This window comes from Cupriavidus sp. KK10 (genome assembly GCF_018223725.1).
Taxonomy (GTDB): Bacteria; Pseudomonadota; Gammaproteobacteria; order Burkholderiales; family Burkholderiaceae; genus Cupriavidus; species Cupriavidus necator.
On the sequence record NZ_CP073678.1, the window covers coordinates 1412968 to 1439381 of the forward strand.

The window sequence follows — 26414 nt, forward strand, 5'->3', positions numbered from 1 at the left end:
TCGCTCCTGCCTCGGTGGGCCGGGTTTCTTGCTCTCGCCGGCAGCCTGGCGTGCTGCATGCCTTGCTGCCGATGCCGATAACCGTGTGCCCCCGTGTATGCCTGCAGTATTGTTCCCGGCCGGCGATGCCGAAATCAGCCGGGTCCGAAAAACGTGTCGGCTTGGTGCCATGCGGCTTGTACGCCCATCGCGACGGCGCTTGTCCGTCGTGCGCACCGGGCTGTCAGCGGAATCTGACAAGGGCGCGGCGGTATAACCCGATATTTACCAGCCATTGCGGCGAGGCAGAGCATGCCCCCTACACCCCCACTTGGTCTCGCGCACCGTTGCTTGAGCCAGCGTATTGCGGCGCTCGAAACGCAATGTGAGGTGCCGCCGCTGCTGCGCCATGCTCGCGATGCCTCACTAACAACGAGAGCAGGCGCTGGCACAAGCGTGCCGCCTTGATCCTTGCAAAAAGGGGGGCGATATGCGCCCCGCTGAGGCGGCGTTCTGCCGACTGGTGGTGACTTTCGGGGTGGTGACTTCGGCAATCGTTGACAGGTATCAACCTCTATGTCCGACCGAACGCTACTTTTTAGTAACCGATGACCATCGCTACAACTGGCATCTCAATGCGCTGTTGGAGGGACGAACATGGAGATGACGTGGAGCTTTATTAGCGAGCTCTGGTCCCTGGTCATTGCCGTAGCTGCTACGGGTTGTGCGTCCCGCTACGGGCAAGTCGAACCAAACTTGCAGTCAATGGCCCACTATGGCGTGTCATACGTGTCGGGCGGGGACAGCGAAGCAGGCATGGACGCGATGCTCGCCATCGCGAACCGCTTCAACGTACGTCTGACCATGGTGGCCGCCTCGGGACGGGGACCCGCTACCGGATGCTGCCATCCTCGTGGCCAGCCAGGATGGGCGCTCGATATTGCATGCGACCGCAACCGGGCCGATGCTCTATCTCCAGCTTCCCACGGGGTTTATCGGCTGGCAGTCGGTTATCAGGGCTGGGTCCAGACCCGCGATATCGCCGTGGACGACCAGGCACTCGACATGACGTTTCGCCTCCCCGTGACGACGCTGGGGGACGACTGGCTGCTCTGCAGCAAGGATCGCGGCCACGTCGCGGTTACAGCCGCCTTGTGACGCTTTCTCGGCTTCGAAATCAAACACCAGCGTCCTTGTCAGTGAGTGTCTCGTGGCCAACGGCTCGCCGCTAGACATCATGGCGTCATCCTGCACCTATACGGCAGATCGGCGGCTGCCCGAGCGCCCTGGCAGTGCTGATGCCGGCGTCGAATCAGCCGATGCGCAGATGGCGCACGCCGCACGTCGTCGGGCGGTCACTCCGTCGGCGCATCTTCGCGCAGCGCATGGAAGAGCTCGTCTTCTTGTGCGCAGTGCAGCCGCAACACGGCGTCGAGCCCGTAGAGCAGCCGCTGGTACTCCCTGATGCGGCATGCGTCCGGCCCGTCCGGCGGCGAATCGTCTACCATGTGCTGCAGGAGCAGGATGACGCGAAAGAGTTCGCGGTGCATCGCGCTCATCGCCGCCAGCGGATCATCGCCGCCGACCAGCCGGGCGAGTTGCGGATAGAGCAGCGCGTCATCGTGCTGTTCGTGGGGCAAAAGCGTCCCGCTGAGGGAAGCGCACAAGCGGCGCAGTTCCATGCCAGCGGCGTGACCAGGCATGGCTGGCAACCTGTCCGCGAGGCTGCGGATCTGCTCCATCAGCGGCGCCAGCGCCGCGTGCTCCTGGTTCAGGCGCTCAGCGTCGGCCGTGGACAGGCGCTCTGCAGGCACCGACGGGTCGGCACGCAGGGCGCGCAGCGCATTGGCGATGACCAGCACATCGATCACCTCCTGCAGCAAGGCGCCGGCCAGTGGCGGCAGGTAGCCGAACGCGGCGACCGCCATCGCCACGAACGACAGGCCCATGCCGGCCATGGCGCTTTGCACGGCCAGCCGGCGCGACCGGCGGGCAATGCGCACCGCGTCCACTAGCCGGTCAAGCCGGTCCACCAGCAGCACGATATCCGCGGCTTCCGACGATGCCGCGGCGCCGCGTGCGCCCATGGCCACGCCGACGTCCGCGGCGGCCAGCGCCGGTGCATCGTTCACGCCGTCGCCCACCATTAGGACGGTGCCGTCGTGGCGCGCCGCCTCGATCGCGGCAAGCTTCTGCGAGGGGGTGAAGTTGGCATGGACCTCGTTCACGCCAAGCATCGCGCCTATCGTCTCGGCGACATCGGGCCGGTCTCCCGTAAGCATGGCCAGCCGCCGTATGCCCGCCTTGCGCAGCAAGCGCAACGCGCGCGGGGTGTCCATGCGAATCAGGTCCACGAACTGCAGTGCCCCGACCAGCACGCCATCGACCGTGACCAGCGAGACCGAAGCGCCTTCGTAGGCCGCGCGTTGCAGCATGGCCTGGCACCAGGGCGGCCCGGCATCTCTGCCGCCGGCAAAGGCGGGCGATCCCACCGCCACCGCGTGCTCGCCGACCCGCCCGGCAACACCAGCACCGGCGGTCTCGGTCATGCCCGACGGCAGGTCCAGGACCAAGCCTCGCTCGCGCGCCGCGGTCGTGATGGCCTCGGCGACGACATGGCCGGAGGCCTGCGCCAGTGAGGCGGCGACGCGCAGCACGTCGGGCGCTGGCCATCCGGGCGCGCTTTCGATGGCGGCGAGGCGGGCCCTGCCACCCGTCAGCGTCCCGGTCTTGTCGAAGAAGAGGATGCTCGCCTGCGACAGCCTCTCAAGCGCGCCGCCGCCCTTGACTAGCACGCCGCGCCCGGCGCAACGCGACACCCCGGACACGATCGCCACCGGCACAGCCAGGATCAGCGGACAGGGAGTGGCGACCACCAGCACCGCCAGCGCCCGTGCGAGCTCACCGCTGGCAAGCCAGGCAAGCCCGGCGACTAGCAGGGTGACTGGCACCAGCCACAGTGCATATCGGTCGGCCAGCCGCGCCGCGGGCGGGCGCTCCGCGCGGGCGGTGCGCACCAGCCTGGCGATGCCGGCGAAGGTGCTGTCCGCCGCGGTGGTCGCTGCCACTATCTCGAATGGGGCGCCCGCGTTCAGCACACTGCTGCGCACGGTCTCGCCGGCGAGGCGCGGCCGTGGCAGCGACTCGCCAGTGAGGGCAGATTCGTCCAGCGTCGCCTGGCCCAGCAGTGCGCCGTCCACGGGCACCACTTCGCCATGTCGGACCAACAGTCGGTCCCCCGGATTGACAACATCGAGAGAAACCGCGCGCCATTCGCCGTCCTCGAAGCGGTTGGCGGAGTGCGGGGCGCGGCTGAGCAGGGCGGACATTTCCCGCTCGGAGCGGGCCTGCGCATAGTTCTCAATCGCCCGGCCACTCTCGATCATCAGGGCCAACACGGCAGCCGCGAGGAGTTCACCAAGCGCCAGCGCCAGTCCGATCGCCAGCAGCGCCAGGACATCGACGCCCGCTTCCTTTCGGCGCAGCGACTGCACGATGGCGACGATCAGCGCGCCGGTGACGACCAGCGCACCAGCCGCCCAGGCGAGCCTCGCGGCCACCGCTGCACCGAAGGCAAAGAGCAGCAAGCCAGTTCCCAGCGTGCCGGCCGCAACTGGCAGCAAGCCGAGGTCGAAATTGCGAAACCCGATGTGCATGGCGACCCGATTCCCCGCGTAACTGCGCGCCCTCTGCGAGCCGACTCTTGCTGATGCCCTCAGATGACAGCAGATTCTGCCGCGCCGGCGGCGGCGCAGTCCAGGCTGCGCGCCGAATCAGGCACTGTGCCTGTAATAGTAGTCCAACAGACACAGGGCCGTCAGCGCCCCGGGGTGGACCGCCGTCCACTATGTTCCTATGGATAAAGCCCCCCGCACGCCTATGAGAACGTCTTTCACCCAGGTCACGGCCCTGTTGCTGGCGCTGTTGTGCGCGAGGCAGGCCGCGGCGCAGCCTGCCGGGCGCAGCGTACCGGTCCTCGTCTACCATCGGTTCGCCGCACAGGCCGTGGATGCGATGACGGTGCGCACCGAAACCTTACGTGCGCATCTGCGCGTCTTCGAGAAGACCTGATACCAGATCGTGCCACTGGCCCAGGCTCTCGCCTGGCAGGCGGGCGCCCCGGATACGTTGCAGCCGCGCGCCGCCGTACTAACCGTGGATGACCGATATCGCTCCGCTGGATCGATACGCCGGCGCACAGCGTGCCGCGATGCTGCCCCTCGGCTGGCACGAAGCGCGTCGGCCGGAAGATGGCGCCGGTGTCCAACGCGTTCAGCTCGCGCGCAAGCGCCTGAGCGTCAATCCAGGGCGCACCGACCACGCGGAACGGCATGGCCGTGCCGCGGCCGACACTGACCTCGGCCCCTTCCACCAGCCCCACGTCCGCATACAGCGACAGGGCCTCAGCGTCCCGCAGGTTGGGCGATATTGGCACCCAGCCGAGCCCGGTGTCGCCATACCGCATCGCCCGTCGATATTGCGCCATCGGCACCACGACCAAGTCAGCGCCGATACCTAGCCGATCGTTGAACAGCCGCGCCAGCTCGCCCACCGTCATGCCGTGCACGAGCGGAAGCGGATATGAAACAATGGTTCGTCCGCCGCTTTGCAGCAGAGTGACGCAGAAGGGTGGATTCTTATCCCGGCTACGCCGTCCTTCACCGCAACAAAGAAGCCATCTGAATGGCACTACCGGCAGCAACCGTTTGAACCCGACCACAGGGATCTCGCAGGAGAATCTGTTCCTCCAGATACATGCGCATCGTCCGGACATGCCTGTTTCCAGGCGTCCAATCGGGCAGGTAGTCATCTTTCACCCGCCGCCCCAATAGCACGCAGGATCTCATCCCGACTTATCGAAGATGCCGGCTTCGAGATCTTTCCTGAAATGCTGAACCCAATCGGTTTCATCGCCGATTGGGTATTCCCTTGTAACTTGTGTCGATAGTCTGGTTACCGTGACGTAGCCCTGTAAACCGATGTTCTCGTCGCCTTTTGGGTCAGTCGTATCCGTCTCCACGAGTTCGAAATCATCTGCTGCCAGATCATTACGCTGCAAGGTCGCAAGAAAGTCCTGTTGTTCATCCGGTTCGATCAGTCGCATCGTTGGCCCCTCGCTGTTCAAAGGGGCGAATACCGGAACTCTCTTTCAACGATTCCAGTTTCATTTCAGCCCTCCTACGTGTGGGCAGTATTGGGTGATGCCCACTGCCCGCTCGGCTTACATCACGCCACCTTGACCTCAATGCGGCTCGGTTGTGTGTGTTCGGCTTTCGGGATGCGTAGCTTGAGCACGCCGTGGTTGAACTCGGCGACAACCTTTTCGGCATCTAGTTCCTTGGATAGCGTGAACACGCGCCGGTAACGGGGCAGGGAAACCTCCGTGTAACTGGCTTCCATGCCCTCCGGCAGATCGAGGACGACTTCGCCCTTGATGGTCAGGATACCGCCTTGCACCTGCACGGCCAGCTTGTCCTTGGGCACACCCGGCAGATCGGCGTATAGGGTAATGCCTGCGGCGTCCTCGTACACATTCACCGGCGGCATCAGGGCTGCTTCAGGGCTGGCAGTTTCGGCTTGCTTGGTGACAGCAGTATTTTCGCTCATGGCCAGATCCTCCTCGCTCACTGGATGCTGATTTGGCGCGGCTGCGCGGCCTCGAGGCGCTGGATGCTGATGTGCAGCACGCCGTCGCGGTACCTGGCCTCCACCGCCTTGGGATTCACGTCGCTTGGTAGGCTCACCACACGGCGGAAGCGGCCGGCGAAGCGTTCATCGATATGCACGGAGGTTTGCTCGTCCTTGTCGGGAAGATCGGGCTTGCGTTCGCCGACAATGGTCAGCACGCTCTGCACCAGCTGCACGTCGATGCTGGCCGGATCGACGCCAGGGGCAAAGGCGTAGATTTCCACCGAGTGGGGTGTGCCGCCTACATTCATGGCCGGAAAACTGACCCGACCGCGAATGCTGGGAGACAGCTCGAATGGCTGCTGCCACTCGCGCTGTAGGCGTTCCAGCTCTGAGAATATGTCACGGGGAAACAACGATCGATACATCATGTTTGCCTCCATTCGCTTTCGCGTGGGCGCCATATTCGGACGCCCCCGGTTGCAATGGTACGGCTTCGCCTGCGGATTTCAAGGTCTTGATTTGACTGGTATTCGACATCATTCTTCCGAGTAGAAGGGCAGCCCTCGAGACCGGAAAAGGGGAACACGCATGGAGTTCCATGACTACTACAAGACGTTGAGGGTGGCACGCGATGCCACGGCAGAGGACATCAAGAAGGCGTTCCGCAAGCTCGCGCGCAAGTTCCATCCGGACGTTTCCAAGGAGTCCGATGCCGAACTGCGCATGAGGCAGCTCAACGAGGCCTACGCCGTGCTCTCCGACCCGGACAAGCGCGCCGCGTACGATCAATTGGGGCGAGGCTATCAGCCCGGCCAGGAGTTCCGTCCGCCGCCGGACTGGGACACCGGCTTCGAATTTTCCAGTCGGGGTTTCTCGCCCCAGGAAGAGGCCGATTTCAGCGACTTCTTCGCCGAGCTGTTTGGCCATGTGGGGGGCAGACACCGCGGCTCCCATGCACACGGTGGCAGCTTCCAGTCACGCGGTGTGGATCACCACGCCAAGGTGCTGCTGGACCTGGAAGACGCCTTTACCGGCGCCACCCGCCAACTTTCGCTGCGCTTGCCAAGCATGGACGCCCAAGGCGTGGTGCAGTTGAGGAGCCGGACCCTCAGTGTGAAAATTCCCAAAGGCGTGCGCGAAGGTCAGCTCATCCGTCTGGCCGGGCAGGGGGCGCCGGGGATGGGCGGCGCGCCGGCGGGGGATCTTTTTCTGGAGGTGCATTTCAATCCACACGACCGACTGAAAGTGAAGGGGCGCAATCTACACCTCACCCTGCCGGTGGCGCCATGGGAGGCGGCGCTGGGGGCGGTGGTGCCGATCAATTTACCTGGGGGCGAACTGAAGGTGCGCATTCCCTCTGGCGCCCAGAGCGGCAGCGAGCTACGTGTGCGCGGCAAGGGCATTCCCGCTAATCCACCGGGCGATCTGCTGCTGGACATCCAGGTGGTGTTGCCGCCGGCAAACACCCCCAAAGCGCGGGAGTTCTATGAAACCATGGCGCGGGAAATGATTTTTAATCCGCGCCCGGATAGGAGAGCCTGACCCATGTCTGATGATGACGTTCTGATCGGCTGCCTGTTGGATGAAGCTTGGCTGACTCTGGAGCAAGTGGCGGCAGCCTGCAAGGTAGAGTCAGAGTGGCTCATGCAGCATGTAAATGAGGGCCTATTTCCCAATGCGGTAAGCGTCGCTGGCGTCTGGCGGTTTTCCAGTGCCAGCCTTCGACGGGCGCGGCGCATGCGTCAGTTGGAGCGTGACTTTGACGCCATACCGGAACTGGCTGCTCTGGTGGCCGACCTGCTGGAAGAAATGGATGATCTGCAAGCGCGGCTGCGCTGTACCAGTCGGGGCTGAGCGCTACATGGATGCGCAAGCCTGGGCCGTTGAGCCTGGGCGAACCGTCTGCTGCCAACTCGTGCCCCCCTGGCCCCTGATGGGCGTAAACGCTACAAGGGGCGGCGCTGCTCGCGCGCCCGCAGAGTCCGCCGCCAGAGCCACTCTCTTGCGTACTTCAACGCGGCGATTTTTACTACCTCGTTGCAGCCAGCCTTCAAGTTGGGGTGCCCGTTTGGGGTACGTGAATGACCGCTGACCGCTGTGGATTCAACTGGTGGATGCAACGGATTGGTGAAATCGTCTGGGGGTGTTTCGTACACTCTGTTCGTTCCCACGCCGCGTTGCCTCGGTGAGGAATGGGCTGACGATAGGCTTCCGTTGTTCATTGAGTGTCTCTTCCTCGGTATAGTGCCGCAGACGCCGCTGCGGACTAGTCTCGAACGATTACTTACTTGGGGAATGTATGAAAACACCGAACTCCGGCTTCCATGCCGCTCCGTTCGACGTTCCGAACGTTGATCACTTTCGCTTCCACCGGCCTCACGCGCATCTTGCCCCGGCGTTCGGCAACGACAGGTTCGCGCTCAAGGCCGAAGCCTTCGCACGTTTTTTTGGGACGCCCGTTTTTTTAGGGGCACAGACGGTAATCGTCGCCATCTGGATTGGGGTGAACGCCCTCGGTTTCACCAGGTTCGACGTTTACCCATTCATTCTCCTTAATCTGGCATTCAGTCTCCAAGCGGCCTATGCCGCGCCGCTCATCTTGCTTGCTCAGACGCGACAGGCAGCGCGAGACAACGCCCACGCCGAGGCTGACGCGCAACACAGGGAGGCCCTTGCTGTCGCTAACGAGCAGCGGCAGGCAATTGCCGCGCAGAACGCGGCACAACTGCTGGAGTTGCTGCAGCGGAATACGGAACTGACCGAACTTACCCAAAAATTAACTGTGCGTGTCGAAACGCTGACCGTCGAGTTGCACGAGAAGCTCTTGCAAAAAGACTCAAAACCATAAAGCCGACACCCTGCCCATCAAGGCTGAAGTGGACGTTCGTGTTGGTGAGGTACTGGGAGTGAGCCAAAAGCGGGGGGCAAATCCGTCAGGAAAGGGGTCTATTGTGTACTGAGACCGATTAATGGCGTTGTCAAGTTGGCGAAGCGCTCGGGTAAGATGAGGCGATGAAGAAGAAATCGCTCTTCATGGCCACCGGTTTCCGGCGGCGATCATCAGCTGCGCGGTGCGCTGGTATTTTCGCTTCAACCTGAGTCTGCGCGACATCGAGGAGTTGCTGTTCGAGGGCGGTGTCGTCGTGACCTACGAAACCATTCGCCGTTGGTGCGAAAAGTTCGGCGCCGGCTTCGCGCATCGCGCCAAGGTCGCACGGCGCAAGCCAGGCAGCACTTGGCATCTGGACGAGATGTTCGTGAAGCTGCGCGGTGAGCCCTACGCCCTATGGCGAGCGGTCGACGAACATGGCGCCGAACTCGACATCCTGCTGCAGAAGCGGCGCGACAAGGCTGCCGCTAAACGTTTCTTCCTGCGCGTGCTGTGCTCTTGCCCGGCGCCGCGCAAGATTGTCACCGATCAGCTGCGCAGCTACCCGGCGGCGAAAGCCGACATCCCGGAGTTGGCCTGCGTCAAGCACGTGTTCGTGAAGGCGACCGCCCGCGTGAACAATCGGGCTGAGAACAGCCACCAGCCCACCCGTGATTGCCTTGTCTGGCTGTCGGCAAGTTGACAGAGCCCTTGCCTACCTTCAGCTCGCGCTGACTACCGGCATGGCTGCCACAGTGGCCCTCGGCAGTCGGCCGGCCCGCGCACCCGCAGGCCTGGAACAGCGTGCTCGACTTCCGCAAGCGTGGATCAGGAACTCGCGCAGCGCGTCGGCCGGCTTGTCGAGCTTGGGGCCCGCCTGCCACAGCATGCCGACCTCCATGTCCGGCACCGCCGCGGCGATGGTCCTGGCCTCGATCTGCTTGCCCTCCAGCGACCACGGCCGGTACACCATATCGGTCAGCACGCCGAAGCCGGCCGCGGCGAAGTAGCGAAACTGCCGCAGGGTGATCTCCTTGGCGATCCTTTTCGGTGCCCCGCGTGACTTGGCCATGGCCATCCCTCCGCTACGGGCCTCTGCGAAGTGCTTATTAGCAGGCGCGGATCTTTGCCGGCATCCCGGCCGCCATTGTGAGAGTATAATTTCACGTTTATGAAACAACATGGAAAACCGCCTCCTCGCTGGCTTTCCTTCTGCACAAACGCCCCCCATGCCACGGTCACTACCTGATCCGACTCCACCGTCGCGCGCGACGATTCGCACCATTCACCAACTGGGCGACCGGATTCGAGCAAGCCGGGCAGGGAAAGGAATGCCTATTGACCAGGCGGCCAGGCATTCCGGTGTCTCCATCGGCATGCTGTCCAAGCTCGAGAACGGCAAGGGGGTCAATCTCGAGCATGCCCTGCGTGTATTGGACGGACTGGGTTTGACGATGCTGGTCGTTCCCAAGGCGCATGCGCCTTGGCTCGAACAGGCAGCGGCCCATGCGGCCAAGATTGGCGAGGATGTGGCGTGGGACCAGAATGCTTAGCTAGTTGCGTCGCCTGGCGCCGTGGCGTGGAAGCGGTCATACTGTTTCCGCACCTCCCGCCATCCGATATCCCATGGCCCGGTAGCCTCGTTGGCGCTTGTCCCAGCGCTATTATGCGCATAATAGCCAGCAGGGAGGCGATTATGGGCCGAACAACAGAAGCTAGGCCGCGCAAAGCGGCGAACGTGACTTTGCCCGCTGACCTAAATGAAGAAGGCAAAGCCCTCGAATTGAACTTCTCGCGTGTGTTCGAGATGGCAATGCGCGAAGCGATCCGCGTCGAGCGAGGTAACCTTTGGGCAGCGGAGAACGCAGATTTCATCGCGTCGCAAAATGAGTTCGTCGAGCAGCATGGGCTGCCACTTGCTAAGCATCGGATGTTCTGATGGCGCGATTCGACGTCTATGCGAACAAGGACGACACAGCCCCGCGCCTTTCCTCGTTGACGTTCAGAGCGAATTTCTCGCCGGCTTGAGCACAACTGTCGTTGTGCCTTTGATCAGGGCCAATTCGCATCCCGGGGCCTCGGCTACCACCCCTGATCCCGCCTTTCGAGTTCCAGGGGATTCGTTGCGTGTTCTATCCGCCTTTCATAGCAGCAGTTCCCAAGCAAGCGATGGGCGAGCGAGTCGGATCGTTGCGTGTTGAAAGCGGCGTCCTCGTGACGGCGATCGACCGCTTGATGGGTGCCTTCTACTCAGCGGTCCGAAATATAGGCGACAGATGGGGCGTCGAAGAATGAGCGCACAAGCCGGCGGTTCTTCTTCACGTCGTGCAGATGCTGCTCAACGCGGATTTCCAGTTTCTCGCCCGCTCGCAACGGATTGCGCGCCACACCAGTTCGCTTGAGATGACTCCACACGAACTCGTCGGGATTCGGGTCGGGCGCGTAACCCGGCAGCACATGCATCGTGAGCTTTCCCTTGGTCGATTCGATGTACTCGCACACATTGGCCTTCTTGTGTGCTGGCAGTCCGTCAACGATCAGATGCACTGGGCGGTTGCGGCCCTTCATCATCTTCTTGAGCAATTCGATGAATAGCTCCGCGCTCAAGGCCCCTTTGTAGGTCGCAAACCAGAAGGCACCGTTGGCGTTCACCGCGGACGCGGCGGAAATCGATTGGCGCTGCCCGGGGCGCTCAATCACCGGTGTCTCGCCTTTGACCGCCCAGGTCTTGTCATGCACCGCGTCGGCTCGAAATCCTGATTCGTCCCAGAAGTAGATGTCCGCACCGCTTTGCTTGGCCGCAGCCGCAATGCCCGGAAACGATTCACGCTGCCAGCGCTCGACGGCCTGCGGATTCACACCAAATTTCTCATCGATGAGCGTGGCCACAATCTGTCGTGTCCACAGCCCGAAGTCCATGGTGCTTCTTGGCACGCTAACATCCAGAAGACTGAGAGTCGACTGCGGGAAATCTTGCTGATTTTCCGTATCGTTTTGCCGGAGGCGCCAAAGTTCTCCGAAAGTCTTTCGCAGCTAGATTTCCGGACGCGCGAGCTCTTTGCCTATGTTGAAGCCAACGGCGGCTCGACGATCTTCTATGGAAAGCGGCATCGCGACGGCCGACCGATCTCAACAGCTATGGCTGAGTCGGCGGTCAATCAGATTCTTAACCAACGCATGTGCATACGGCAACAGATGCGATGGTCGCCGCGGGGAGCCCACCTACTGGCGCAGGTTCGATGTGTCGTCATCAACTGTGACTTAAAGGAACGACTCACAGCCTTCAGGCTGCGTATGAAGGAGCTACCCGCTGAAGTGGCTGAGTTTCCTGAGCGGCTGGGGCGAATTGCTGAAGCCGAACCCCAAGGTTTCTAACGCTCCCAGTCGCTCGTTGCCGTGGAAGTCGTCTATCCGCCAGGAGCCGCTTCATTGCCGCATAGCCACGCCAAGTCGGCGTTCATTTACGCATATGTTGTCGCTGGCAACATCGCCAGCAAGGTGAACGACGAGCCGGAACGCATCTACAAAGTCGGGGAGGCGTTCTTCGAGGAACCTGGCTCACGCCATCCTGTGAGCCGCAATGCGAGCAAGAGCGAGCCCGCGAAGCTCCTGGCCGTGTTCGTGGCTGGCGCTTCGGATGAGGTGGGGCCTCTGGTCGGTGGGCATTTTCGAAAGTTTTGGCCTGTTACTACTTATCAATTCTACGCGACAACGGATCAATTCTGCCGAGGCGGCGAGCCGCATCATATCTGCAAGCGCGGACACGATCTGCCTTCGCAGACTCCGCACCTACAAAGGAGAACACCATGCATTTCCTCGACGGGGCCCTGCTGCCCGAAAACCAGGAAAAACTTGTCATCACCGCTGCTCCGTACGGCCCGCAATGGGAGCCGGGCGACTTTCCGTCTGACATCCCGGTCACGATCGAGGAGCAGGTGCAAAAGGCGGTGGACTGCTACAACGCCGGCGCCACCGTGCTCCATTTCCATGCCCGCGAGGACGATGGTTCGGGCTGCAAGAACCTTGACCGCTTCAACGAGCTGCTATCGCGCCTGAAGCAGGCGGTGCCCGACATGATCATCCAGGTCGGCGGCTCGATCTCGTTCGCACCAGTCGAGGAAGGCGCGCCCGCCGAGTGGCTGAGCGACGAGACGCGTCACATGCTGGCGCGCCTGAAGCCGACGCCCGAGCAGGTCACCGTGGCGGTCAACACCGGCCAGATGAACACGGTGGAGATCATGACCCCAGAGGACTGCGCAGGAACCTCTTTCGAGCGCAAGGCGGTCTACGACGCCTACGAGGAGATGATCGTTCCGGCCGGGCCCGCCTGGTTGCGCGAACACCTCGCCCAGCTGGCGGCCAACGGCATCCAGCCGCACTTCCAGATCACCATGAAGTCGGGGCTCGTCACCCTCGAGCGCCTGATCCGGCGTGGCATCTACAAGGGGCCGCTCAATGTGAACTGGGTCGCGCTCAGCGGCGGCTTCGACAACCCGGACCCCTACAGCATGATGGAGTTCATTCGCCTTCTCCCCGATGGGTCGACGCTCACGCTGGAATCGCTGATGCGCGCCACCCTGCCGATCAACACCATGGCGATCGCCATGGGCCTGCACGTGCGCTGCGGCATCGAGGACACGATCTGGGGCCCCACCGGCGAGCCGACGATGTCCAGCGTGAAGCAGATCGAACAACTGGTGCGCATCTCGCACGAACTGGGACGGGGCGTCGCGTCGGCTCAGGAGGCGCGCGCGATCTTCAAGATCGGCACGCAGTACCAGACGACCGAGCAGACGCTCGCCGAGTTGCGTTATCCCACCGCACGTCGTCCGACCAGGCCGGCACTGGCGGAACGCAAGGTGGCGGCATGAAAGACCTTCATGAAGTGACCGTTGTCACGGTGCCGGGGCTGCGCGAGGAAACACCGGCGCACTGGCAGGCGCTGCTGGCCGGCGAACTGCCCAACGTGCGCTCGCTCCCTGCGCTGGGGCACACCAACATCGACCTGAATGCGCGGGTCGCGGCGATCGACGCCGCCGTACTGGCTGCGCCGGCGCCGGTCATCATCGTGGCGCACAGTGGCGGATGCATTGCGACAGCGCACTGGGCGCGCCGCACCGGCCGGAAGATCCTCGGCGCCCTGCTGGCGACGCCGCCGGACCTGGAGCAGCCTCTGCCGCCCGAATTCCCTGCGCTGTCGGCTTTCGCCGAAGCAGGCTGGGCACCTATGCCGAAGGGTCCGCTACCTTTCCACTGCATCGTGGCGGCGAGCCGCGACGATCCGCTGGGAGAGTTTGCAAGGGTGGCGGACATGGCGTACGGCTGGGGCGCGGAGCTGGTCGACTTGGGCGAGGTCGGGCATCTGAACCCAGCGTCGGGCTATGGGCCATGGCCCGCAGCATACGCGCTGATTCGCAGGCTGGCCCAAAGCCGAGATGAGTCGGGAGTCCTCGCATGAGCCCAAGCCAAACGCCCACTTGTGATGCCTTGCGCGCGCAAGGCCACTGGAATCCCGATTGGGACGCCATGGCGTCTCTGGCGCCGGACTGGACCGAGCAGTTCATGCGCATGGTCAGCTTTCCGCTGAACTCCCCCGCGCTCGACTCGCGGACCTTCGAGCTGGTCTGCATCGCGATCGACGCGTCTGTGACCCACATGTTCGCGCCCGGCACGCGACGCCACATTCGCCGAGCGCTCGATCTCGGCGTGAGTGCCGACGAAATCGTGGCCGTGCTGCAGCTCACCTCCACGCTGGGGTTGCACACCATGAGCCTGGCGGCGCCCCTGCTGCAGCAGGAGCTGCGCGAGCGCCAGGCCACGGCCAACGAGCGGCATGAACCTCGTTCTACCCTCTCAGGAGACTGCCTTGAAAACCACCAGCAACACGTGCATCGACCAGCAGGGGAGCCGCATGACCTCGGTTCAGCAGGTTGAACAACTCGCGCGCATCGCCAACGAGTTGGGCCAGCGGCAAGGAAGCGCGGGAGATCTAAAAGGTTGGCGTGCAGTACAAGACGATTGATGAAACGCGGGCCATTTTGGCATGGCACCCAAACGCAAGCCCGGGAAGCGGCGAGGTCCCCGTCGCGGGTAGCTGGCCTGTGCCATTGGCATCCTCTCTCGAAGAGGATTGCCGCTGGAACCTGGATCGCTGAATTCCAAGCGTCGGGGCTCGTGGATCGGTTACTGAATTACCTCACTGGATATTTGAAAGGACACGATGACTCTTCCTGACAAAAAGACACTGAATACTGTTCGCCGTAGTCTTGTGCGCGCCGCGATGGCCGGATTGTTTGCGGCTTCGACGTCGATCGCTGTGGGCCAGCCTCTGGCAGATCGCCCCATTCGCATCATCGCCGTTGGCACGCCGGGAGCGACGGCGGATATTCTGGCGCGAATAGTGGCCGACTCCTTGACCAAGAGTTTGGGGCAACCCGTCGTCGTGGAACCCAAGCCAGGGGCGGGTGGTGCCGTGGCCATGGAAACTTTTTTGAGAGCGCCTGCAGACGGACACACCTACCTGCTGTCCATCAGTAGTCTGGTTTCCGAGCTGCCCTACACGTTCAAGCCTAAGTACGATCCGTTCACAGCGATTCGGCCGCTGGTCGAACTGGGAAGCATGGGCGCGATGCTAGTGGGCAACTTCAACCTGCCACCCAAAAACTTTCAGGAGTTAGTTACCTATGTGAAGGCCAACAAGGGGAGGATCAATATTGGGTCGTTCTCGCCGGGAACGATATCGCACATACTCGGACTTCAATTGAACCAACTGGCGGGGCTCGATATGAATATCATCCAATACAATGGGTCCACTCCCGGATTGGTGGATGTTATGGCGGGGAACGTCCAGTTTCAGATGGATGTGCCATTGACTTCCGTGCCATTGATCAAAGCGGGAAAACTCAGGCTATTCGCCGTCAGCTCGCCCAAGCGCTCCGAATTGATGCCAGATGTCCCGACTTTCGCCGAATTGGGGTATGACGCGATGACACGGACCTCCTGGATGGGACTGTGGACGCTCCCTGGTGTTCCGGATGCGATCCAGCAACGTATCCGGAGCGAAGTTTTGAAAGCGTTAAATACGCCAGAGATCGGCGAACGGCTCTCCTCGCTAGGTCTGAGTGTGACTTCCAAAAATCCGCGCACTCCCGAGGAATTGTCCATGAGCTTGAAAAAGGACTACAAAACAACGGGCGAAGTGCTGCAAGCGGTGGGCTATAAGCCTCAGTAAGCGTTTTGGCGGACCTTTCTGGCATTCGTGAGGCGTCGATCTTTGAGAGAAGGACGCCGTGAATCAGGGCGCCGGAAAGCCCTTCGCCAGGCCGTCATGATCGCTGACAAGGTTCTAAGGGTGTACTCGGCGAGTGGGGCGCCGACAATGTCGCCAGCCACCTGCCGCTGCGACGACTTGGCTACGACGAGGACCTCAAAGGGACGGCATTGCTTTTTGCATCTGCGGCGGGCAGGCACATCAAAGCGCTGGCGGTGGCGGTGGCGGCGGCGGTGCCAGCAGTGTCATCGTTGGGTGACGCGCACCGACGCGTGTCAAAAAGCGCAAGAGTGGAGATTCGACGATCGGGCGATCAAAGGAGAGCTTTTGGGACCGCCCGGCATCATGGCCCGGAGAGCAGGCTGCCCCTCCGGCTGCCGATCGAAGAGGCACCTTCCTGACATGGCAGTGCTGGTTGCTTATATCACCGGCGGATGACTGGAAGTCCATGTGAGCGCATCGTCCGATGCTCACCAATACAAAGACCGAGGAGAACAAAGTTGGGCAATAGCAACAGCAATGCCATAGGGTTTGATCGAACGTCTCAGCCAGTTCGGCTAGGCAGCAACGACCTCGCCGCGAAGATGAAGAAGACGGGACTGGTCCTGGTCATGCTCGGCGCAGGATGCGGTACGGCGCTGGCTCAGACCAGCGTCACCCTGTACGGCGTTGCCGACGCCGACCTGGAGTTTGCCAACCACGTGGGCGTGGCGCCCGCACCGGCCAATGGCTACAATCCCGGCATAGGCAATAAGGTCTACCGGATGAACTCGGGCGGCTTGTCCGGCTCGCGTTGGGGCTTGCGAGGTACGGAAGACCTCGGTAGTGGGTTGTCGTCGCTATTCGTGCTGGAAGGCGGCTACAATCAGGACGCTGGCACCTCGCAGCAGGGCGGCCGGCTGTTCGGTCGCTCGGCGTACGTCGGCCTTGCGAGTAAGAACTATGGACAGGTGGCCTTTGGCCGGCAGTACACGTCGCTGTTCGACACGATGTCGAACTTCGTGCCGGCGCTCTACGCCACTTCTTATGAGCCGAGCGCTTCGCTGCTGGGACCTAACTATCGTGAAGACAACACGGTCAAATACAAGGGTGCATTCGGTCCGCTGACCGCATCGTTGCACTGGTCATTCGGCGTCGGTCTGGCTTTGCCACAGACGAGCCCGTTGCTGGTTGCCGGTGGCGGTAACGGTGAGGTGCCTGGTCAGTTCCGTCGGGACACTGGTTATGGCGCGGGCCTGTCCTTTATCGCCGGTGGCATCGGCATCTCGGCAGGCTACGACCAGTTCAACCCGACATTTGGCAGCGACACCGGTACCTTCAAGAACGCGGCAATTGCAGGGAGCTATGCCTTTGGCAATGCCAAAATCATGGGCGGTTATCGCTGGGGTCAGAACCGGGGAGCGAACGGCAGCATGGTCAAGCGCGACGACTACTACTGGATCGGCGGGCAATATCAGTTCACGTCGGCCCTGGGCTTGATCGCGGAGTTTGCCTACGACAATATCAAAAACCTGTTCGGCAACCAATCGATACCCAATCCCTGGCAGATCAACCTGATCGGCACCTACTCGTTCTCGAAGCGCACCGATGTCTACCTGACGGCGGCCTATTCGAAAAATGCAGGGCTGGGACTGGATTCGCTGGCCAACGGCTTCGCCAACAGCCTTGCGCTGGGCAACAGCTATACCCTCGGCCGGGGCGAGTCCAACATGCTGGGGGTCGCGCTGGGCGTGCGCCACAAGTTCTGAGTGCGCCGCCGGGAGACAGGCAAGGAGTAGGTGGTTCGAGTCCACTACGATGAAGGAAGCGAACCACATCGGCCCCGAGCCGTGCGCTGGCCACCGTGAGGTGGTCGGCGAAGCGTCGGTAGGGGAACGTATGGTCCAGCCGCCTGCGTGCGGGTACCGACGGGGGACGCGTGTCGCGCTCGGGCATGGCAGTAATGACCTAGGGATAACCCCTGGAATGGGCGGACTCGTCTGGGAAATGTGTAAGAGCCGCCGCCCCGCGCTCCGTGCGTGCCGCAATCAGCCCCTTGCGGACCGTCCGACACAGCAACGGCCGCCCGCGCCGCTGTGCCGCAAGACCCTCACCCCTCGGTTCTTCCCGCGACGCTAAATCTCCGAGTCCGCCGATATCCATCATCCGTCCGAAAACGGCATGAGCCGTTAGTTCGCGCTTACCGTTTGCACGCTGCCGGCGCCAACGTGAGAGTGTCCCGGCTAACCTGTCCCTGTCATTAAAGGGAAAGTGCAAGACATACATGGTAAAGCGGCAAGTCGGACCAGGCCTGATGATTCGCCGCACAGGTTGTTCCTCCGGCGCGCTCGATGTGCAAGCCGCGGGCGCACTTTCATGTTGGATAGAAGACAGGAGGCGACATGGCGAAAGTCGTTAGGATTTACGAGACGGGCGGGCCCGAGGTCCTTCGTTTCGAGGACGCCGCTGTTGGCGAGCCGGGCCCGGGAGAGGTCCGCGTCCGTCACGTGGCCGTAGGACTGAACTTTGCTGACACATACTTCCGCAGCGGTACTTATCCGGTCCCGCTGCCCAGCGGCATCGGTAACGAAGCCGCAGGCCTGATCGAGGCCGTCGGGGCCGGCGTTACCCACCTGGCGGTCGGCGACCGCGTAACCTATACGGGCTTCACCAACACGCTCGGCGCCTATAGCACCGAACGCCTAATCTCCGCCGCGCCGCTGATCAAGCTGCCGCCGGCAATCAGTTGCGAAGTTGCCGCGGCGATGACCATGCGGGGCTTGTCAGCCTCCTACCTGATGCGCCGGATCTACCCGTTCAAGGCGGGCGACACGATTCTGCTGCATGCGGCAGCTGGCGGCGTCGGCCTGATCGTCTCGCAGTGGGCGAAGCTGCTGGGCCTGACGGTGATCGGCACGGTCTCGAGCGAGGCAAAGGCGGAAGTGGCGCGCGCCCATGGCTGCGATCACACGATCAACTACAGCCATGAGGACGTGGCCAAGCGCGTGCGGGAACTGACGGATGGCGTGGGCGTGTCCGTGGTCTTCGATAGCGTGGGCAAGGACACCTTCATGGCCTCGCTCGACTCCCTCAAGCGACGCGGCCTGCTGGTTTGCGTGGGGTTCGCCTCCGGTCCGGTCACGGGTTTCGATCCGGCAATTCTGGCCCGCAAAGGCTCGCTATTCCTGACGCGCCCGGGCTTGGCCGACTATATCGCCGATCCTGCCGAGAAGGCGGAACTGGTCGGCGAGCTGTTCGGCCACGTGGCGGCTGGCCGCATCCACATCGAGATCAATCAGCGCTATGCGCTGGAGGATGCCGTACAGGCACACCGTGACCTCGAGGCTCGCAAGACCACCGGATCATCCATTTTTGTGATTTGACAGTTTCCCGGCCGGGAAACCCTCTCATCCGGTTCGACTTTCTCAATATTCAACATTCATCCTGGAGACCCATCACCATGAACTTCCTTGACGGCCACCTGTACCCCGAGAACCAGCAACCGCTGATCATCACCGCCGCTCCGTATGCGCCGGGCTGGATTCCCTCGGACTTCCCGGAAGATATCCCTGTCACCATGGAGGAGCAGATCCAGAAGGCGGTGGATTGCTATGAAGCGGGCGCCAGAGTGCTGCATTTGCATGTGCGCGAAGCCGATGGCAAGGGAAGCAAGCGTTTGTCCATGTTCAACGAGCTGATCGCCGGAGTGCGCAGAGCAGTGCCCGACATGGTGATCCAGGTGGGCGGCTCCATCAGCTTCGCGCCCGAAGAGGGGCAGGCCGCGAAATGGCTGAGCGACGACACGCGGCATATGCTGGCCGAGCTCGATCCGAAACCCGACCAGGTGACGGTGACGGTCAACACGACGCAGATGAACGTGACGGAGCACGCTGGCCTGGACGACTTCAAGGGTGTGTCGCGCGGCTTCCCGCATCTCTACGACACGTACAAGGACATGATCGTACCCTCGAATCCCAGCTGGGCCGAGGAACATATCCGGCGCCTGACGGCCGCCGGCATCCAGAGCGAGTTCCAGGTTTACAACATCAACAGCTTCGAAACGATCGAGCGGATGATTCGCCGCGGCGTCTACAAGGGCCCGCTGGTGATGAACTGGGTGGCGATCAGCGGCGGCATGGATCAGGCGAACATCTTCAACCTGGCAAACCTGCTGCGTGCTGTGCCTGACGGCGCAGTGGTCACGGTGGAAAGTTCGGTACTCAATGTGCTGCCCATCAACATGATCGGCATGGCCATGGGTCTGCATGTCCGTTGCGGCATCGAGGATGTGCTCTGGAACCAGACCCGCACGGGCAAGATGAGCTCGGTCGAGCAGATCAAGCAGCTGGTGCGCATCGCCGGCGAATTCGGTCGCCCGATTGCGACAGCGCAGCAGACGCGCGAGATCCTGAAGCTTGGCGTCTTCTACGACACTGTCGAAGACACGCTTCAGGCCAATGGTTTCTCGCCCAACCGAAATGGCGGCCACCAGGGCTTCCTGCGCAAGTTCGAGAATACGCGCAGCTGAAGTTAGCCAACGAATTCTGGCGCGAGCAGGAGCCGGGGGCTCGCCCCGCCCTCGACTCATGCAGTTCTTCCAACGGTTCACGCAGCCCCTATTTCGCTGAGCGTTGCACTACCGCATCGGGCTGTGTGGCCTCGTCATTGGCGTTGCTGTGCTGCCAGGGCGATGCACGAGGAAGGAGCGCAGGTTAAACGATCGGTAACAGAACATCATATGGAGGGTGACAATGGCACATCGAATACAAAAGCTGTTTGCAGGTACGGTGGGTGCGGCATCGCTTCTGGCGTTGTGCGCTTCAGCGTCGGTGCGGGCGGAGGATGCTTGGCCCACGCGCCCGATTCAGATGGTCGTAGCATCGTCGGCAGGATCGGGAACCGATGCCCTGGCACGCCTGATGGCACAACGCCTATCGGTAGCGTTGAAGCAACCGGTCGTTATTGACAACCGGCCGGGCGGCAGTGGAGTCGTGGGGACAAACGTTGTCGTCAAGGCACCCGCCGACGGGTACACGTTGCTTTACACTACGGCATCGAACATGGTCATCGCCCCTGCCGTACTGAAGACAATCCCCTACGATCCGAAGAAGAGCCTAGTGCCGATCGCCGAGACGGCCGAGGGTGGGGTGGTGCTGCTCGTGAGCAACGATCTGCCGGTTCACAACTTGCCGGAGCTCATCCAGTTCGTGAAGGCGAATCCGGACAAGTACGGCTACGCCACCTGGTCTACGGGGTCTTCCGGGCAGCTGATGATGGAATGGCTCAAGAAGCAGACCGGCATGAAGACCGATCATGTCCCATATCGGACTTCGAATCAGTTGTTGACTGACCTCGCTTCAGGTGTCGTGAAAATCGGCTGGACCGATCCCGGCGCGCCAGTCCCCTTCCTGCGTTCCGGGAAGGTTCGCGCCATTGCCATTGCGGGTAATGTGCGGGCACCGCAGATTCCCGATGTCAAAACCATGGGTGAACAGGGTTACAAGTTCGACGCGGTGGGCTGGTTCGGCGTTTTCGCACCGGCGGGAACCAACCCGGCAATCTTGAAGAGGCTGGCCGATGAGATCAACAAGGTCCAGAAATCTCCTGATCTTGCAGCCACGATGAAATCCATGAACTTCGGGCCGCCACCTGCGAAGACCTCGGAGCAGTTCCGCGACATGGTCAGCCGCGATCTGCAGCTCTGGTCGAAGATCGCAACCGATGCAGGGATCCAGATCGACTAGCGAACTATGCTGCGCAACACGGTGCTGCCGGCTTGCTGGTAGCGACGTGTATGAGACCAGACGCGATTTGACAGTTGATCTGACAGTGGTCGGGCTGCGCAGTGGGAGCAACCGACCCTGTCGGGGCATCTTGAAGCGGTCCGGTCATCCGATCTGCTTTCCCTGCAGGCTTGTAGCAAATTAAAACTTCGGGAACGGTCGACGCGCAATCGCCCCGCAAGGGCGAGAGCCCGCGCTCGTCGTCCAAATGCGCGGCTGTTCTGTGCAAAGGGACAGTCGAATCTCCATTGGTCCCCTGGCATCACTTTGACCTCGTGGCAACCGAGCTTCACAAGGTTGGAGATTACAACAATGAACAGCCATGCTACGAAACGACAAGTCGCCCGGCGCGTCGAACTTATCAACCAGAAAGTCGCACACTGATTATGTATCTGGCGTTCCACGCTGCCATGCATAGTTGGCCAGGACATGGACTTACCAATTTGCGATACTACGGGCGTAGCTGCGGCAAGCGACGCCAATGTGAGCGCGCGGGCATCGCGGGTGATATCCCCTATTGATTCGAAGCCGGGCCGGCAGAACGGCTTGTTACTCTCTATGCGGAATCGGATAAGGTCACCAATGAAGGCGATGTGGTATGAGAAACAACGGCGTGCGGAGGAGGTATTGGCATTCGGCGATCTGCCAACGCCGCAACCGGCGCTCGGCGAACTCCGCGTGCGGCTCCCTGCGTCGGCGGTTAATCCGGCGGATGCAAACCGACGCGCCGGACGCATGAATGGTGGCATGGAATTCCCGCGCATCATTCCGAATAGCGATGGTGCGGGTGTGATCGCCGCGATCGGGCACGGCGTCGATCACAAAGTTCTCGGGTCGTGCGTCTGCGCCCGCGCCGGCGAGCAACTCAGCAGGCTTCAGGTTCGAGTTCGCAATCCAGCGAGTTTACGATGCGCGCCACCGCACAATAGAACGCGCCGGTCGCGAGCAGCTCCATCAGGTGCTTCTCTCCGAAGCGCTCCAGCAAGGCGTTCATGGTCGCCGCGCTCGCGCCGCTGGCATGCGTCAGGTCGTCCGCGAGCTGTAGCACCAGGGCTTCGTCAGCGTCGAACAGCGCGCCATCTCGCCCGTTCGGCAATGCGGCCAGCTGCGCCGGCGTGACGCCTTCGGCCCGCGCCATGTGCACGTGGTGTCCGTATTCGTACCTAGATTCGTGCCGCAAGGCGATCTGCACGATCAGCAGCTCGCGCAACTTGCGCGAGACAGACAGGTCGTTGCGAAGGCCGCGCGAGCAAGGCGCCCAGGCCTTGGCGAGCGCCGGGGACCAGGCCATCATCCGCCAGACGTTCAGCACAGTGCCTTGCTGCCTCATCTTCTCGAAGACGTCCTTCAGTTCCGGGTCCACGGTGTCCGTATCGACCATCCTCATGCGTGCCATGCTTTTGCCTCCTTCAGTTTGCAGTTTCCCGCGACAATCGAAATTATGACGATCGGCCGGTCGACAGCTATTGATCAGCGGTCACATGGACTTGTTCTTTTGTCTCACGCTGGCGTGCCCGCCTGGATTGGATGAAGCTGGTGCCGAAGCTGGCCTGGAACCAGTGCGCAAAGGCGCTGGCTGAGGAGAAGCCGAGCATCGACGCCGCGTCTTCCAGCGGATGGTCGCTGTCGTCACGCAGCTTTAGCGCCCGCTCGCGGCGGACGGAATCCAGCACCGACTTGAACTGCTCGCCCTCCAGGCTCAGTTGCCGGTGCAGGGTCTGCCGACTGACACCCAGGTGCTGCGCCACCTTGTCGACCGTGCAACGGCCGCTGCCCAATAAGGCCGCGATCAGGTGGCGCACGGTTTCCCTGCACCCCAGTTTGCGTTGGTTGAGCGCGGAGTCCATGAAGCGGCGCGCGAAACTACCGAGCCCGGCCTGCGTCGAGGTCAGCTCACGGGCCATGTCGCTTGCTGCGCAGACGATTCCGTTGAAGGCGCTGTTGAACTCGATGCGCTTGCCGAGGAAGGAACGATGAAAGCTCAGATCCCGTGGCGGCCGATGGGCGAAGCAAACCTGACGAGGTTCCCATCTGGGGCCCAGAAGGTCGCGCAGCACCTGGAACATCACGCCGACCGTCAGCTCCATCGCCTGGCGCGTCGGGACCGACTTGCCCAGTATCAATTCCTCGCGGATGACGACAACGTCGTCCTCTTCATCCACCCGCGCCACCAGGGCGTCACTGAGCAAACGGTTGTAGCCCAGCAGCGTCTTGAGCGCTCCCAGCGCCGTGCTCTCCTGCTTGATCACGAGGCTGACAGGGCCGAGTTCCCAGATATGGCGGCGGCTGGCGAGCCTGAGGCCGAACGCCTCCATGTCCGAGGCTTGCGCGCAGTGGTTCAGCAAGCGGCACACCGCCTCCATGCCGATCAGGGTCTCGCTGTCGTCGAGACACCGGCGCGGCAGGCCCGCCTTGCGCATCATCGCCAAGGGGTCGAGTCCAGCCGACTGCGCCAGGTCGGCGAAGCCCGTCAGGCTGGCACTTCGGATGAGGTGGGGCATCTGGGCAGTGGACATTTTCGAAAGTTTTGGCGTGTTACTACTTATCAATTCTACGCGACAACGGATCAATTCTGCCGAGGCGGCGAGCCGCATCATATCTGCAAGCGCGGACACGGTCTGCCTTCGCAGACTCCGCAGCCTACAAAGGAGAACACCATGCATTTCCTCGACGGGGCCCTGCTGCCCGAAAACCAGGAAAAACTTGTCATCACCGCTGCTCCGTACGGCCCGCAATGGGAGCCGGGCGACTTTCCGTCTGACATCCCGGTCACGATCGAGGAGCAGGTGCAAAAGGCGGTGGACTGCTACAACGCCGGCGCCACCGTGCTCCATTTCCATGCCCGCGAGGACGATGGTTCGGGCTGCAAGAACCTCGACCGCTTCAACGAGCTGCTATCGCGCCTGAAGCAGGCGGTGCCCGACATGATCATCCAGGTCGGCGGCTCGATCTCGTTCGCACCGGTCGAGGAAGGCGCGCCCGCCGAGTGGCTGAGCGACGAGACGCGTCACATGCTGGCGCGCCTGAAGCCGACGCCCGAGCAGGTCACCGTGGCCGTCAACACCGGCCAGATGAACACGGTGGAGATCATGACCCCAGAGGACTGCGCAGGAACCTCGTTCGAGCGTAAGGCGGTCTACGACGCCTACGAGGAGATGATCGTTCCGGCCGGGCCCGCCTGGTTGCGCGAACACCTCGCCCAGCTGGCGGCCAACGGCATCCAGCCGCACTTCCAGATCACCATGAAGTCGGGCCTCGTCACCCTCGAGCGTCTGATCCGGCGTGGCATCTACAAGGGGCCGCTCAATGTGAACTGGGTCGCGCTCAGCGGCGGCTTCGACAACCCGGACCCCTACAGCATGATGGAGTTCATTCGCCTTCTCCCCGATGGGTCGACGCTCACGCTGGAATCGCTGATGCGCGCCACCCTGCCGATCAACACCATGGCGATCGCCATGGGCCTGCACGTGCGCTGCGGCATCGAGGACACGATCTGGGGCCCCACCGGCGAGCCGATGTCCAGCGTGAAGCAGATCGAACAACTGGTGCGCATCTCGCACGAACTGGGACGGGGCGTCGCGTCGGCTCAGGAGGCGCGCGCAATCTTCAAGATCGGCACGCAGTACCAGACGACCGAGCAGACGCTCGCCGAGTTGCGTTATCCCACCACACGTCGTCCGATCAGGCCGGCACTGGCGGAACGCAAGGTGGCGCGATGAGCGACGCATGAAAGTCCGAAGCACACTGCTGCTGGTTCCCGGTCTGCGTGACGAGGCACCGGGCCACTGGTCAGCCTACAGCGAACGAACTGGTCCGCGAACTGGCGCAGGACGCGTCGATGCCTGGAATTAAATCGTCCGCAGAACACCCCGTCGTGTGAAAAAGAGAACCGAGGAGATATCCATGAAAGCTGCTAGCCTTGCGTCTTGTCGTTTCGCGCTCGGCGCGTTGTTGCTGGCCTGCTCATCGCTGGCCCAGGCCTGGCCCGATCGGGCCATCAAGATCATCGTCCCCGCGCCTGCCGGCGGGAACATGGACGCGCCGGCTCGCATCTTTGCCAGCTATTTGTCCAAGGAAGTTGGCCAACCTGTCATCGTTGAAAACAAGGCGGGCGCGGGGGGCTCCATCGGAGTGCAGGCCATGCTAAACGCGCCTGCCGACGGCCACGTCATCCTGTACACCAGCTCGAACGTGCTCACCGAAATACCGCACGTCATGAAGCCCCCCTACGACCCGATGAAGGACGTGCGGCCGGTGGCGGGGCTCACCCAGTACCGTTACGTGCTGGTCGTTGCGCAGGACTACCCCGCGAATGACCTGGCCGGCATGGTGCGGCACCTCAAGGCTGCGCCGGACAAGAGCAGCTTTGCGTCCCCGAGCCCCGGAACGATCGCGCAGCGCGGTGGTGAGATGCTCAATCTCAAACTCGGCGTGAACATGCAGCACGTGCCATATTCGGGTACTCCTCCCGCGCTGCTCGCGGTGATGTCCAATCAGGTCACGCTGTATCTGGACAGCGTCGTGACCTCGGGACCCCATCTGCAGAGCGGCAAGATCAAAGCGCTGGCCATCGCCGGCACCACCCGCTACCCCGGCATGCCGCAGGTTCCGACCTTCGCTGAACAGGGTTTTCCGGAGTTCAATGATTTCAGTAGCTGGCAGGGCATCGTGGTATCTCCCAAGGTACCGGCCGCCGTTGTCGAGAAGCTCTACGCCGTCACGCGCCGCATCGCCGGTCTGGCGCCGTTCCGTGACCATGTCGCCAAGCTGAGATTCGAGCCGATCATGCCCGATTCGCAGCAGCAATTCGCGCAGCGCCTGCAGTCCGACTACGACCACTTCGATGCGCTGAACCGCAAGTTGACCCTGAAGCAGTAAGACCTCACAAAACCTTGATGGAAAT

Annotated in this window: 25 protein-coding genes and 6 pseudogenes; 22 read left to right on the forward strand and 9 right to left on the reverse strand. The window is 62.2% G+C overall.

Annotation, left to right across the window (positions count from 1 at the left end; genetic code table 11):
* The first annotated feature begins 795 nt into the window (after nucleotides 1-795).
* Nucleotides 796-1137, forward strand: a complete 342-nt coding sequence (locus tag KB879_RS37970) for a hypothetical protein (RefSeq protein WP_249221423.1) — start codon at nucleotides 796-798, stop codon at nucleotides 1135-1137.
* Between the two features lie 197 nt (nucleotides 1138-1334).
* Here the strand turns inward: KB879_RS37970 and KB879_RS37975 are convergent, their stop codons facing one another.
* Nucleotides 1335-3635 (reverse strand): heavy metal translocating P-type ATPase, encoded by a 2301-nt coding sequence (locus KB879_RS37975; RefSeq protein WP_211983019.1) that lies wholly within the window; start codon nucleotides 3633-3635, stop codon nucleotides 1335-1337.
* A 256-nt stretch (nucleotides 3636-3891) separates the two neighbouring features.
* Between KB879_RS37975 and KB879_RS37980 the strand changes: the two genes are divergently transcribed.
* On the forward strand, nucleotides 3892-4050 hold the full coding sequence (locus tag KB879_RS37980; protein WP_211984617.1) for a hypothetical protein: 159 nt from the start codon (nucleotides 3892-3894) through the stop codon (nucleotides 4048-4050).
* A 103-nt stretch (nucleotides 4051-4153) separates the two neighbouring features.
* Here KB879_RS37980 and KB879_RS40005 read toward each other — a convergent pair.
* The 4 genes and pseudogenes from KB879_RS40005 to KB879_RS38000 form a co-directional block, all read right to left on the reverse strand.
* Nucleotides 4154-4561 (reverse strand): annotated as a pseudogene (locus tag KB879_RS40005) (exo-beta-N-acetylmuramidase NamZ domain-containing protein); the annotation flags it as partial.
* Between the two features lie 261 nt (nucleotides 4562-4822).
* Nucleotides 4823-5083, reverse strand: a complete 261-nt coding sequence (locus KB879_RS37990; RefSeq protein ID WP_153954514.1) for a transcriptional regulator — start codon at nucleotides 5081-5083, stop codon at nucleotides 4823-4825.
* A gap of 122 nt (nucleotides 5084-5205) precedes the next feature.
* Nucleotides 5206-5586: an Hsp20/alpha crystallin family protein gene (locus KB879_RS37995; RefSeq protein ID WP_153954515.1), complete on the reverse strand. Its 381-nt coding sequence runs from the start codon at nucleotides 5584-5586 to the stop codon at nucleotides 5206-5208.
* Nucleotides 5587-5603: 17 nt separating this feature from the next.
* Complete coding sequence (locus tag KB879_RS38000; RefSeq protein ID WP_013958692.1) at nucleotides 5604-6038, reverse strand: Hsp20/alpha crystallin family protein; 435 nt, start codon at nucleotides 6036-6038, stop codon at nucleotides 5604-5606.
* 160 nt (nucleotides 6039-6198) lie between these two features.
* Between KB879_RS38000 and KB879_RS38005 the strand changes: the two genes are divergently transcribed.
* The 4 genes and pseudogenes from KB879_RS38005 to KB879_RS38020 all read left to right on the forward strand — a co-directional run.
* Complete coding sequence (locus tag KB879_RS38005; protein ID WP_153954516.1) at nucleotides 6199-7152, forward strand: DnaJ C-terminal domain-containing protein; 954 nt, start codon at nucleotides 6199-6201, stop codon at nucleotides 7150-7152.
* A gap of 3 nt (nucleotides 7153-7155) precedes the next feature.
* The gene (locus tag KB879_RS38010) at nucleotides 7156-7464 is read left to right on the forward strand and encodes a chaperone modulator CbpM (RefSeq protein WP_035823653.1); all 309 of its coding nucleotides are present in this window, start codon (nucleotides 7156-7158) and stop codon (nucleotides 7462-7464) included.
* Between the two features lie 445 nt (nucleotides 7465-7909).
* The gene (locus KB879_RS38015) at nucleotides 7910-8458 is read left to right on the forward strand and encodes a DUF1003 domain-containing protein (RefSeq protein ID WP_211983021.1); all 549 of its coding nucleotides are present in this window, start codon (nucleotides 7910-7912) and stop codon (nucleotides 8456-8458) included.
* Between the two features lie 164 nt (nucleotides 8459-8622).
* Nucleotides 8623-9155 (forward strand): annotated as a pseudogene (locus KB879_RS38020) (IS6 family transposase); the annotation flags it as partial.
* Between the two features lie 45 nt (nucleotides 9156-9200).
* Here the strand turns inward: KB879_RS38020 and KB879_RS40675 are convergent.
* Entirely contained in the window at nucleotides 9201-9551 is a 351-nt protein-coding gene (locus KB879_RS40675) for a hypothetical protein (RefSeq protein WP_371827440.1), read from the reverse strand.
* A 109-nt stretch (nucleotides 9552-9660) separates the two neighbouring features.
* On the opposite strand from KB879_RS40675, the gene KB879_RS38030 reads away from it, so the two are divergent.
* From KB879_RS38030 to KB879_RS40680, 3 genes are all read left to right on the forward strand, one after another.
* Nucleotides 9661-10032 carry a helix-turn-helix domain-containing protein gene (locus KB879_RS38030; protein WP_235205870.1) on the forward strand — a complete coding sequence of 124 codons (372 nt, stop codon included), beginning with the start codon at nucleotides 9661-9663 and terminating at the stop codon, nucleotides 10030-10032.
* A 143-nt stretch (nucleotides 10033-10175) separates the two neighbouring features.
* Nucleotides 10176-10418 carry a type II toxin-antitoxin system CcdA family antitoxin gene (locus KB879_RS38035; protein ID WP_211983025.1) on the forward strand — a complete coding sequence of 81 codons (243 nt, stop codon included), beginning with the start codon at nucleotides 10176-10178 and terminating at the stop codon, nucleotides 10416-10418.
* Nucleotides 10384-10680, forward strand: coding sequence for a CcdB family protein (locus KB879_RS40680; protein ID WP_371827441.1), 297 nt, complete (start codon nucleotides 10384-10386; stop codon nucleotides 10678-10680). The genes KB879_RS38035 and KB879_RS40680 overlap by 35 nt, the downstream gene beginning before the upstream one ends.
* Nucleotides 10681-10729: 49 nt before the next feature.
* Here the strand turns inward: KB879_RS40680 and KB879_RS38045 are convergent.
* Nucleotides 10730-11395: pseudogene (locus KB879_RS38045) on the reverse strand (IS630 family transposase); the annotation flags it as partial.
* 2 nt (nucleotides 11396-11397) lie between these two features.
* On the opposite strand from KB879_RS38045, the pseudogene KB879_RS38050 reads away from it, so the two are divergent.
* The 11 genes and pseudogenes from KB879_RS38050 to KB879_RS40685 all read left to right on the forward strand — a co-directional run.
* Nucleotides 11398-11861 (forward strand): annotated as a pseudogene (locus tag KB879_RS38050) (ISKra4 family transposase); the annotation flags it as partial.
* Nucleotides 11861-12121: pseudogene (locus KB879_RS38055) on the forward strand (cupin domain-containing protein); the annotation flags it as partial. The pseudogenes KB879_RS38050 and KB879_RS38055, both read left to right, overlap by 1 nt.
* A gap of 164 nt (nucleotides 12122-12285) precedes the next feature.
* Nucleotides 12286-13350 (forward strand): 3-keto-5-aminohexanoate cleavage protein, encoded by a 1065-nt coding sequence (locus tag KB879_RS38060; protein WP_211983034.1) that lies wholly within the window; start codon nucleotides 12286-12288, stop codon nucleotides 13348-13350.
* Complete coding sequence (locus KB879_RS38065; protein WP_211983036.1) at nucleotides 13347-13937, forward strand: alpha/beta hydrolase; 591 nt, start codon at nucleotides 13347-13349, stop codon at nucleotides 13935-13937. Before KB879_RS38060 ends, KB879_RS38065 begins: the two co-directional genes overlap by 4 nt.
* The gene (locus KB879_RS38070) at nucleotides 13934-14413 is read left to right on the forward strand and encodes a carboxymuconolactone decarboxylase family protein (protein ID WP_211983039.1); all 480 of its coding nucleotides are present in this window, start codon (nucleotides 13934-13936) and stop codon (nucleotides 14411-14413) included. Before KB879_RS38065 ends, KB879_RS38070 begins: the two co-directional genes overlap by 4 nt.
* Nucleotides 14414-14699: 286 nt before the next feature.
* Nucleotides 14700-15710 carry a tripartite tricarboxylate transporter substrate binding protein gene (locus tag KB879_RS38075; protein WP_211983040.1) on the forward strand — a complete coding sequence of 337 codons (1011 nt, stop codon included), beginning with the start codon at nucleotides 14700-14702 and terminating at the stop codon, nucleotides 15708-15710.
* A 623-nt stretch (nucleotides 15711-16333) separates the two neighbouring features.
* On the forward strand, nucleotides 16334-17497 hold the full coding sequence (locus tag KB879_RS38080) for a porin (protein ID WP_211984578.1): 1164 nt from the start codon (nucleotides 16334-16336) through the stop codon (nucleotides 17495-17497).
* Nucleotides 17498-18130: 633 nt separating this feature from the next.
* Nucleotides 18131-19111 carry a quinone oxidoreductase gene (locus KB879_RS38085; RefSeq protein WP_211983043.1) on the forward strand — a complete coding sequence of 327 codons (981 nt, stop codon included), beginning with the start codon at nucleotides 18131-18133 and terminating at the stop codon, nucleotides 19109-19111.
* A 77-nt stretch (nucleotides 19112-19188) separates the two neighbouring features.
* On the forward strand, nucleotides 19189-20256 hold the full coding sequence (locus KB879_RS38090) for a 3-keto-5-aminohexanoate cleavage protein (RefSeq protein WP_211983045.1): 1068 nt from the start codon (nucleotides 19189-19191) through the stop codon (nucleotides 20254-20256).
* A 223-nt stretch (nucleotides 20257-20479) separates the two neighbouring features.
* Nucleotides 20480-21472, forward strand: coding sequence for a tripartite tricarboxylate transporter substrate binding protein (locus KB879_RS38095; RefSeq protein ID WP_211983047.1), 993 nt, complete (start codon nucleotides 20480-20482; stop codon nucleotides 21470-21472).
* Nucleotides 21473-22102: 630 nt separating this feature from the next.
* A pseudogene (locus KB879_RS40685) lies at nucleotides 22103-22303 on the forward strand (NADPH:quinone reductase); the annotation flags it as partial.
* Nucleotides 22304-22376: 73 nt separating this feature from the next.
* On the opposite strand, the gene KB879_RS38105 reads toward KB879_RS40685, so the two are convergent.
* Both KB879_RS38105 and KB879_RS38110 read right to left on the reverse strand, forming a co-directional pair.
* Entirely contained in the window at nucleotides 22377-22907 is a 531-nt protein-coding gene (locus KB879_RS38105) for a carboxymuconolactone decarboxylase family protein (RefSeq protein ID WP_211983051.1), read from the reverse strand.
* 67 nt (nucleotides 22908-22974) lie between these two features.
* Nucleotides 22975-24027 (reverse strand): AraC family transcriptional regulator, encoded by a 1053-nt coding sequence (locus tag KB879_RS38110; protein WP_211983053.1) that lies wholly within the window; start codon nucleotides 24025-24027, stop codon nucleotides 22975-22977.
* Nucleotides 24028-24168: 141 nt separating this feature from the next.
* Here KB879_RS38110 and KB879_RS38115 point away from each other — a divergent pair, with 141 nt between their 5' ends.
* Both KB879_RS38115 and KB879_RS38120 read left to right on the forward strand, forming a co-directional pair.
* Nucleotides 24169-25230 (forward strand): 3-keto-5-aminohexanoate cleavage protein, encoded by a 1062-nt coding sequence (locus KB879_RS38115; protein ID WP_211983055.1) that lies wholly within the window; start codon nucleotides 24169-24171, stop codon nucleotides 25228-25230.
* Between the two features lie 184 nt (nucleotides 25231-25414).
* On the forward strand, nucleotides 25415-26389 hold the full coding sequence (locus KB879_RS38120; RefSeq protein WP_211983057.1) for a tripartite tricarboxylate transporter substrate binding protein: 975 nt from the start codon (nucleotides 25415-25417) through the stop codon (nucleotides 26387-26389).
* The last annotated feature ends 25 nt before the right edge of the window (nucleotides 26390-26414 follow it).

Excerpts from the sequence above, each read along its gene's own strand:
- KB879_RS37970 (WP_249221423.1), top strand. The coding sequence starts at position 796 with ATGGACGCGATGCTCGCCATCGCGAACCGCTTCAACGTACGTCTGACC.
- KB879_RS37975 (WP_211983019.1), bottom strand. The coding sequence starts at position 3,635 with ATGCACATCGGGTTTCGCAATTTCGACCTCGGCTTGCTGCCAGTTGCG.
- KB879_RS37990 (WP_153954514.1), bottom strand. The coding sequence starts at position 5,083 with ATGCGACTGATCGAACCGGATGAACAACAGGACTTTCTTGCGACCTTG.
- KB879_RS37995 (WP_153954515.1), bottom strand. The coding sequence starts at position 5,586 with ATGAGCGAAAATACTGCTGTCACCAAGCAAGCCGAAACTGCCAGCCCT.
- KB879_RS38000 (WP_013958692.1), bottom strand. The coding sequence starts at position 6,038 with ATGATGTATCGATCGTTGTTTCCCCGTGACATATTCTCAGAGCTGGAA.
- KB879_RS38005 (WP_153954516.1), top strand. The coding sequence starts at position 6,199 with ATGGAGTTCCATGACTACTACAAGACGTTGAGGGTGGCACGCGATGCC.
- KB879_RS38010 (WP_035823653.1), top strand. The coding sequence starts at position 7,156 with ATGTCTGATGATGACGTTCTGATCGGCTGCCTGTTGGATGAAGCTTGG.
- KB879_RS38015 (WP_211983021.1), top strand. The coding sequence starts at position 7,910 with ATGAAAACACCGAACTCCGGCTTCCATGCCGCTCCGTTCGACGTTCCG.
- KB879_RS40675 (WP_371827440.1), bottom strand. The coding sequence starts at position 9,551 with ATGGCCAAGTCACGCGGGGCACCGAAAAGGATCGCCAAGGAGATCACC.
- KB879_RS38030 (WP_235205870.1), top strand. The coding sequence starts at position 9,661 with ATGGAAAACCGCCTCCTCGCTGGCTTTCCTTCTGCACAAACGCCCCCC.
- KB879_RS38035 (WP_211983025.1), top strand. The coding sequence starts at position 10,176 with ATGGGCCGAACAACAGAAGCTAGGCCGCGCAAAGCGGCGAACGTGACT.
- KB879_RS40680 (WP_371827441.1), top strand. The coding sequence starts at position 10,384 with ATGGGCTGCCACTTGCTAAGCATCGGATGTTCTGATGGCGCGATTCGA.
- KB879_RS38060 (WP_211983034.1), top strand. The coding sequence starts at position 12,286 with ATGCATTTCCTCGACGGGGCCCTGCTGCCCGAAAACCAGGAAAAACTT.
- KB879_RS38065 (WP_211983036.1), top strand. The coding sequence starts at position 13,347 with ATGAAAGACCTTCATGAAGTGACCGTTGTCACGGTGCCGGGGCTGCGC.
- KB879_RS38070 (WP_211983039.1), top strand. The coding sequence starts at position 13,934 with ATGAGCCCAAGCCAAACGCCCACTTGTGATGCCTTGCGCGCGCAAGGC.
- KB879_RS38075 (WP_211983040.1), top strand. The coding sequence starts at position 14,700 with ATGACTCTTCCTGACAAAAAGACACTGAATACTGTTCGCCGTAGTCTT.
- KB879_RS38080 (WP_211984578.1), top strand. The coding sequence starts at position 16,334 with ATGAAGAAGACGGGACTGGTCCTGGTCATGCTCGGCGCAGGATGCGGT.
- KB879_RS38085 (WP_211983043.1), top strand. The coding sequence starts at position 18,131 with ATGGCGAAAGTCGTTAGGATTTACGAGACGGGCGGGCCCGAGGTCCTT.
- KB879_RS38090 (WP_211983045.1), top strand. The coding sequence starts at position 19,189 with ATGAACTTCCTTGACGGCCACCTGTACCCCGAGAACCAGCAACCGCTG.
- KB879_RS38095 (WP_211983047.1), top strand. The coding sequence starts at position 20,480 with ATGGCACATCGAATACAAAAGCTGTTTGCAGGTACGGTGGGTGCGGCA.
- KB879_RS38105 (WP_211983051.1), bottom strand. The coding sequence starts at position 22,907 with ATGGCACGCATGAGGATGGTCGATACGGACACCGTGGACCCGGAACTG.
- KB879_RS38110 (WP_211983053.1), bottom strand. The coding sequence starts at position 24,027 with ATGTCCACTGCCCAGATGCCCCACCTCATCCGAAGTGCCAGCCTGACG.
- KB879_RS38115 (WP_211983055.1), top strand. The coding sequence starts at position 24,169 with ATGCATTTCCTCGACGGGGCCCTGCTGCCCGAAAACCAGGAAAAACTT.
- KB879_RS38120 (WP_211983057.1), top strand. The coding sequence starts at position 25,415 with ATGAAAGCTGCTAGCCTTGCGTCTTGTCGTTTCGCGCTCGGCGCGTTG.